The organism is Rhizobacter sp., from assembly GCF_031412075.1.
GTDB lineage: Bacteria > Pseudomonadota > Gammaproteobacteria > Burkholderiales > Burkholderiaceae_C > Rhizobacter.
Genome location: NZ_JANOCG010000675.1, coordinates 1 through 5,636, shown reverse-complemented (window position 1 = coordinate 5,636; position 5,636 = coordinate 1). Strand labels below are relative to the sequence as shown.

At 62.3% G+C, this 5,636-nt stretch carries 6 protein-coding genes and 1 other RNA gene; 6 read left to right on the top strand and 1 reads right to left on the bottom strand.

Features of this window, described 5'->3' with window-relative positions; translation table 11 throughout:
• Positions 1–621: DNA gyrase subunit A (locus RMO40_RS25070; protein ID WP_309726632.1), on the bottom strand; the 621-nt coding region annotated here is incomplete at its 3' end.
• A 270-nt stretch (positions 622–891) separates the two neighbouring features.
• On the opposite strand from RMO40_RS25070, the gene ompA reads away from it, so the two are divergent.
• From ompA to RMO40_RS25040, 6 genes are all read left to right on the top strand, one after another.
• The gene (gene ompA, locus RMO40_RS25065; RefSeq protein WP_309726630.1) at positions 892–1,581 is read left to right on the top strand and encodes an outer membrane protein OmpA; all 690 of its coding nucleotides are present in this window, start codon (positions 892–894) and stop codon (positions 1,579–1,581) included.
• A gap of 95 nt (positions 1,582–1,676) precedes the next feature.
• On the top strand, positions 1,677–2,378 hold the full coding sequence (ubiG, locus tag RMO40_RS25060) for a bifunctional 2-polyprenyl-6-hydroxyphenol methylase/3-demethylubiquinol 3-O-methyltransferase UbiG (protein WP_309726628.1): 702 nt from the start codon (positions 1,677–1,679) through the stop codon (positions 2,376–2,378).
• The gene (gene gph / locus RMO40_RS25055) at positions 2,378–3,040 is read left to right on the top strand and encodes a phosphoglycolate phosphatase (protein ID WP_309726626.1); all 663 of its coding nucleotides are present in this window, start codon (positions 2,378–2,380) and stop codon (positions 3,038–3,040) included. Before ubiG ends, gph begins: the two co-directional genes overlap by 1 nt.
• Positions 3,041–3,054: 14 nt before the next feature.
• Positions 3,055–3,432: a transfer-messenger RNA gene (ssrA, locus tag RMO40_RS25050) on the top strand.
• A 184-nt stretch (positions 3,433–3,616) separates the two neighbouring features.
• Complete coding sequence (locus RMO40_RS25045; RefSeq protein ID WP_309726624.1) at positions 3,617–4,828, top strand: phage integrase central domain-containing protein; 1,212 nt, start codon at positions 3,617–3,619, stop codon at positions 4,826–4,828.
• A 392-nt stretch (positions 4,829–5,220) separates the two neighbouring features.
• Positions 5,221–5,636 (top strand): ParB/RepB/Spo0J family partition protein (locus tag RMO40_RS25040; RefSeq protein ID WP_309726622.1); only part of this gene is annotated, 416 nt, incomplete at its 3' end.

Genomic DNA, 5,636 nt, shown 5'->3' with positions numbered 1-5,636 from the left:
TTCGTCAATGGTGGCCTGAGGGTTTTTCAGGAGATGCAGGCAGGCATCGACCACCTCATTCAGGTTGTGCGGCGGGATATTGGTGGCCATGCCCACCGCAATACCCCCCGAACCATTCACCAGCAGATTGGGCAGGCGGGTCGGGAGAACCAGAGGTTCTTTTTCAGACCCGTCGTAATTGGGGCCGAAGTCGACGGTCTCCTTGTCCAGGTCTGCCAGCATCTCGTGGGCGATCTTGGCCAGTCGGATTTCGGTGTAACGCATGGCCGCCGCGTTGTCGCCGTCGACCGAGCCGAAGTTGCCCTGCCCGTCAATCAGCATGTGGCGCATGGAGAAGTCTTGCGCCATGCGCACCGCGGTGTCGTACACCGACTGGTCGCCGTGCGGGTGGTACTTGCCGATGACATCACCAACGATACGGGCAGATTTCTTGTAGGGCCGGTTCCAGTCGTTGTTCAACTCGTGCATGGCGAAGAGCACACGCCGGTGTACGGGCTTCAAGCCGTCGCGAGCGTCGGGCAGTGCCCGCCCCACGATCACGCTCATCGCGTAGTCAAGATATGAGCGACGCATCTCCTCTTCGAGGCTGATGGGCAGGGTTTCCTTGGCGAACTGGGTCATTCGTGGTGGGCAGCAAAGCCGTAGAGACAGGCACTGGCGGGCCTGCGAGCGCAATCCGTGATTCTAGTTGCTGCGGATGGCTGTAGCAGTGGCGCAACAACGCAAGAGGCCAAGCAGTGCAAAGCGGGCAAAACTCTGTTCGCCGAATACCCTATGGCACAATCGCGCGTCGGTGGGAAACACCCGGATACATGGGGTTTGCCAGTACTTTCCGATTCCGGTTTTGAAGTTTCATAGAACCATCTGCACCTTTTCCTTGAGAGGAGAATCATGAAGAAACTGAATAAGGTCGCATCGCTCTTTGCATCGGCCACGCTCGCAGTCACAGTGAGTTCCGCGTTTGCACAGACCGCGCCCACTGGCGCTGACAACTGGGTGAATTCCTCCGGCTTGCCCTGGAAGAACGGTGCAGGCGATCTGTGCTGGCGCGACGCCTTCTGGACCCCCGCAACGGCCAATGCCGCTTGCGACGGCGCCCTGAAGCCTGCCCCCGCACCTGCCCCGGCCCCCGCTCCGGCTCCTGCTCCGGCCCCCGCGCCCGCAGCGGCTCCGGCACCGGTCGCTCCTCCTGCACCTCCCGCACCGCCGCCCGCACCGGTCAGCGAGAAGGTCACCTTCGCTGCCGACGCTTTCTATGACGTGGGCAAATCTGTGCTCAAGCCTGAAGCCAAGGCCAAGCTCGACGATCTCGTCAGCAAGACCGCTGGTGTGAACCTCGAAGTCATCATCGCCGTCGGCCACACCGACTCCGATGGCTCCGATTCGTACAACCAGAAGCTGTCGGTGGCTCGCTCCGAGTCCGTCAAGACCTACCTGGTGAGCAAGGGCATCGAAGCCAACCGCGTCTACACCGAAGGCAAGGGCGAAGCATCGCCGGTCGCCGACAACAAGACCAAGGAAGGCAAGACGAAAAACCGCCGCGTCGAAATCGAAGTGGTCGGTACACGTACCCGCAAGTAAACGCTCTGCGTTCACTCTGAAAACCCCGCCTCGGCGGGGTTTTTTGTTTGCCCCGTCATTTCAAGTGCAACCGGGGTCTTGGGTACCATCGCCACATGATCAATGCAGACCCTCAAGAGCTGGCCAAATTCAGCGAGCTGGCCCACCGCTGGTGGGACCCGGAAAGCGAGTTCCGGCCTTTGCACCAGATCAATCCGCTGCGGCTGGATTGGATCCATGGCCTGGCCCCCTTGCATGGCCGCAACGTTCTCGACGTCGGGTGCGGCGGTGGCATCCTCGCCGACTCGATGGCGCGCAAGGGTGCGCAAGTGCTGGGCATCGACCTGGCCAGCAAACCGCTGAAGGTGGCGCGTCTGCACGCAGCCGAAGCGGGCACGCCGTCGATTGAATATCGTGAAGTGTCAGCCGAAGCGCTGGCCGCTGAAATGCCAGGCCACTTCGAGACGGTGACGTGCATGGAGATGCTCGAGCACGTGCCCGACCCATCGTCCATCGTGCGTGCTTGTTCGACGCTGGTGAAGCCGGGTGGTTGGGTGTTTTTCTCCACCATCAACCGCAACCCCAAGTCGTTTTTGTTTGCCATCGTCGGCGCCGAGTACCTGCTCAAGCTGCTGCCGCAAGGCACGCATGAGTACGCTCGCTTCATTCGCCCCAGCGAGCTGGCTCAGTGGTGCCGTGACGCCGGGCTTGCGCTGCACAGTACGCGCGGCATGGAATACAACCCGCTGACCCGCCGCTACTGGCTGTCGGCCGACGTCAGCGTGAACTACCTGTTCGCCTGCCGCAAGCCGGAGTGATGGCGCCGATTCGTGCGGTGCTGTTCGACCTCGACGGCACCTTGATCGACAGTGCTCCCGACCTGGCCGGAGCCGGCAACGACATGCGCATTGCGCGAGGCCTCGAGCCCTTGCCCTATGAACGCTTCCGCCCGATGGTCGGCTCGGGTGCACGTGGCATGGTAGGCATTGCCTTGCAAGTGGGGCCGACTGATGAAAGCTTCAACGAACTTCGCGACGAGTTTCTGGCGCGCTACGAGCAGCGTATGACGCAGCTGACGCAAGTCTTCGACGCCATGCGCCCGGTGCTCGCGGCCTTGCAGGCTCAGGGGTTGCCGTGGGGCATCGTGACCAACAAGGCGCAGCGCTTCACCGCGCCGCTGGTGCAAGCGCTTGGGCTGCATACCCATGCGGCCGTCGTGATCAGTGGCGACACCACTCCGCACGCCAAGCCGCACCCGGCTCCCTTGCTGGAGGCGGCACGCCAAATGGCGCTGTCGCCGGAGCGCTGCATCTATGTGGGCGACGACCTGCGAGACATCCAGGCCGGCCGCGCCGCCGGCATGGGCACGGTGGCGGCAGCCTGGGGTTACCTCGGCGCGGGAGAGCCCATTTCTGCCTGGGACGCCGACCATGTGATCGAAACGCCCGGCCAGCTCTTGAATCTGTTGGCCATGGCCTAAACTACCTGCTTCCTGGGGCCGACCTGGTTTCGACGCAGGTTCGGAGTTGGTTCAGGGCATGCCGAGCACCAGTTAGCTCGTAAATCCATCTGGAAACGCATTAACTGCAAACGACTCGTCTTACGACGTCAAACTCGCCGCTTAAAACCGGTGAGCTTCGCAACAGCTTGTCTATGGGCTGGGCTTGAGGGGCAACCCGAGAGCTGCGAAGTCATACACATAGGCTCGGTCTGAGCTGGGTCACTCAACACAGACCTAAATCAAGTGACTCGGGGCGAGGGTAGCGTGCTGCTGCGCGACCACCGTCCTCAAATTCAAATCAGACAGCTACGCATGTAGAACTGGCCAGCAATGGTTTGCGGACGCGGGTTCGATTCCCGCCGGCTCCACCATATGATGATTTCAAGACGTCTCAGAACGTCCCAGAAAGTCTCAAAACCCCTAAGTAAATCAATGACTTAGGGGTTTTTTCTTGCCCAAATTGTCCCGGGACGTCCCCTTGAATCTCGGCTTGGAATGGGATATTTTTGTGGGTAACAGGCAAATCCGAAAAGCCACTTACCCCGAAACATCGCCATGCTTACCGACATGCAGATCCGCTCGACAAAGCCAGGGGCGAAACCTGTCCGGCTCTACGACGAGCGTGGGCTATATCTGGAAATTGCACCGGCTGGAGGTCGCTGGTGGCGGTTCAAGTACCGCTACGCAGGCAAGGAAAAGCTGCTGTCGATGGGCACCTATCCGGACACTCCCTTGAAGGCTGCGAGGGACAGGCGAGATCGGGCGCGAACGTTATTGGAAGAGGGTGTGGACCCGAGCGAGGCGCGTCGAGCAGAGAAGGCGAGCCGGTCCCAGGGGGTGCTCAATGGCTTTGAAGCCGTCGCGCGCGAATGGCACGCAACGATCCATGTTGAGAAGGTCAGTGCGGGCCACGCCGCTCGCACCCTGATCCGGCTCGAACAGGATGTGTTTCCGTGGCTGGGCGGGTTGCCCGTCGGAGAGATCAAGGCGCCTCAATTGCTCCAGGCGGTGCGGCGAATCGAAGCGCGCGGCGCGATCGAGACGGCTCATCGTGCGTTGCAGAGTTGCGGCCAAGTGTTCCGGTATGCGATCGCCACCGGCCGAGCCGAACGCGACCCAACGCCCGACCTGCGCGGCGCATTGAAGCCGGTGCTGGTGCAGCACATGCCGGCCATCACCGACCCCAAGCGGGTGGGTGACCTGCTGCGGGCGATCGAAAGCTACAAGGGCATGCCAGTCACTCGCGCAGCGCTTGGACTGGCCCCCCTGGTCTTCGTTCGCCCCGGCGAGTTGCGCAAAGCCGAGTGGGCCGAGTTCGATCTCGATGCCGCAGAGTGGCGCATCCCGGCCGCACGCATGAAGCGAACCAAGCAGGAGAAGCTCAGCGGCGCAGCGCATGTCGTTCCGCTGTCCCGACAGGCCCTGGCGATTCTGCGCGAACTGCACAAGCTGAATGGGCATGACAAGTACCTGTTCCCGAGCCCACGCACCCGCGAACGCCCGATGAGTGACAACGGCGTGCTCTCGGCGTTGCGGCGCATGGGCTTCCCAAGCGACGAGATGACGGGCCACGGTTTCCGAGCCATGGCGCGCACGCTGCTGGCCGAGCGATTGAATGTGGACGAGGCGGTGATCGAGGCCCAGCTCGCGCACGCGGTGAAGGATTCGCTGGGCCGCGCCTACAACCGGACCGAGTTCCTGGAGCAGCGCCGCAAGATGCTGCAGATGTGGGCCGACTACCTGGACAAACTGCGCGACGGTACTTAAATCATCCGATCAAACGCAGGCTGATTCGTGGTACCAGCAAACCGTCGACGATCGACAAGAGCGATGATGGCCTGGAGCGGCTTAGACCCTGCGCCTCATCAGGCGAGCATCAATGGATCCTGTAGTGGCACGGTGTGGGCATCTTGCGCATCCGCCGCAAACGAGACATAGGGAAACTTGAGTTTCCTTATGGAAAGTGATGGTTCGGTCGCCGGTGCTGTGATCACAGGCCTCCCAACATTGCGAGATTTGAATCCGAATCCAGCTGGCAAGCGACCCGGCTGCGCGCGCAGAGTTGTCAGCGTCGCGTCCGCGCAGGCCCGCCCCACCGATGATTTCTGGTGCGGAATCGTCGGGCGGCACGCAGCCCCGAGGCCACACCATCAGCAATCATGCGCGCGCCGTCCAAACCATTCACGCTCCATCTGCCAGACTTGGCGGGTCTCGATCAGCCCGGCCTGTTCGATGCCAAGCCCGTGCCGACGGGCGAGCCCTTGGTGGTGCCGATCGACCGGCTCGAAGAAGACCCGCACAACCCGCGCACCGAGTTTCCGGCCGAAGCGCTCGATGAGCTGGCGCAGGACATCGCGCAGCGCGGCGTGCTCCAGCCCATCGTTGTCAACGCACCCGATGAGGCGGGCCGGTACCGCATCTGCTTCGGCAGCAAGCGCTGGCGCGCCGCGCGGCAGGCCGGGCTTGGCCAGGTGCCGGTCATCCTCGCGACACGCGCTCACGGCGCCTACGACCAGGTGGCCGAAAACCTGAAGCGACACGCTTTGTCGCCGCGCGATCTGGCGAAGTTCATCCG